A 1,689-nucleotide genomic window follows, 5' to 3' on the forward strand; every position below is an offset into this window, starting at 1 on the left:
TTACAGTCCAGACCTCAATCCCATTGAGCAGGTCTTCGCCAAGCTCAAGCATCTCATCAGAAAGGCCGAGCCACGAAGCGTCGAAACAACGTGGCGCACCGCCGGTCACATGCTCGACGCATTCGCGCCTGACGAATGCGCAAACTATCTTAGAAACTCAGGATATGCTGCCGTCTAAAAACAGCACGCTCTAGACCGATGAACTGCAGCTGCCAGGGTTGGTTGAGCGGCGTCTCCTTGATCATCCGGAACTGGTCGGCGCACCGCCACAGGGCAAGCCGGCGCCGTTCGGGCGTGGCGTTGATCTGGGCCTCAAGGTCGAGCGCGTCCTTCTCGCGGGCGCTTCGATGGCGTCGACCCAAGCGCCGGCTCTCACCGACTCGGATGCCGGCATCGATGATGCTGTCGGGCAGGTGGATCGCCGGGATCAGGCTGGCATAGCGCGCGGCGGCAACCTCGAGCGTTTCGAGGATCTGCTCGTCCTTCGGGTCCGAGCTCTCTCCATAGAGATCGACCTTCACCACCAACCGATCGAGCAGGCCTTGGACCATGGCCTGGGCGGACACTGCGTCCGGGATGCGGGCGGCCAGCCGGGGCCCGTGATAACCGAGATCGAGCCCACCATCGGGGCCTTTGCAGCGCACCGAACCGATGAGCGTCAGCAGATCCTTGGCGGCAATCAACCTCGGGTAAAGCTCATCGAGCGCGTCCCAGACCAGGCTGGGATGAACCTTGTTGGCATGTTCGACCAGATAGCGGACATAGTCCCGCAGCTGGTCGGTCGATCCGGTGGACAGCAGCGCGCGTCCGGAGAAGATTGGCGTGTAGCGATCGGTGTATCCGCCTTCGACGGCCTCGGCGGCGATGCCGGCGCAGGCGTCGAGCTTGCCGAGGTGGATCAACAACGTCAGCAAGGTCCGGGCGCCGGGTGAGCCTTTCAGCGCCGTCCATCGGTCGCGCACATAGTCCGCGAGGTCCGGCTGCGCGAACCGACGCAAGGTGTCATGGTCGGGGATAGCGAAATGCTCGTTCTCGACGGCATTCTCAAGGATACCGTCGAGCGCGCGGACCCTGACCTCAAGCTTAAGGCTGGACGGGTCACCGGCGTCCATGAGCAGGCGCGGATCGCGCGCGACGATCTCCTGCGCGGTTTCGGCGTCCCACAGCGCAAGCCAGGCGGCGGTCGCGCGCATCGAGGGTATCACAAGCTTCACGCCGTGGGATTCGGCGAACAGCAGCTCGAAGATGCGCGACACCGGAAGGTTGCCGTCCTTACGCAGTCGCGCCAGCCACTTCGCGGCGAGGAAACCGCGTACCGCCCCCTGATTATCGTTATGCAGCCGCACAAACCCCGGCGTGGCCGGGTCGAAGATCGCCCGGTTAATCAGCGCGGTCTGTTCGCCGGGCGTCAGATCGGGCGCGATATCCTTGAGATCGAGAAACGCGACATCGTGCCGGGCTTCGCCATCGGTGTCGGGCACGACGATGGTATCGAGCTTTTGGAGGACGAGCGCAGCACCGATCCGCTCGAGGGCCGTGCGCGCCTTGGCGGCGTCCAGCGCATCGCTCCGCGCGCGCGACAGGTTCGTTTCTTTCAACCGTTCCGCGATCGAGACATCCAGCATCTCCTGCAGCGAGCCGAAACGGCCATGAGTTCGCCAATAGCCGGCCAGCCAGTCGAGGTCGGTC

2 pseudogenes are annotated in these 1,689 nt (G+C 64.0%); one reads left to right on the plus strand and one right to left on the minus strand.

Annotated features, from left to right (window positions below):
* Nucleotides 1-178, plus strand: a pseudogene (locus AC1D1Z_RS37100) (IS630 family transposase); the annotation flags it as partial.
* Here the strand turns inward: AC1D1Z_RS37100 and AC1D1Z_RS37105 are convergent.
* Nucleotides 150-1,689, minus strand: a pseudogene (locus tag AC1D1Z_RS37105) (hypothetical protein); the annotation flags it as partial. The pseudogenes AC1D1Z_RS37100 and AC1D1Z_RS37105 sit on opposite strands and share 29 nt — an antisense overlap.

This window comes from Rhizobium sp. P1_E1 (assembly GCF_056406015.1).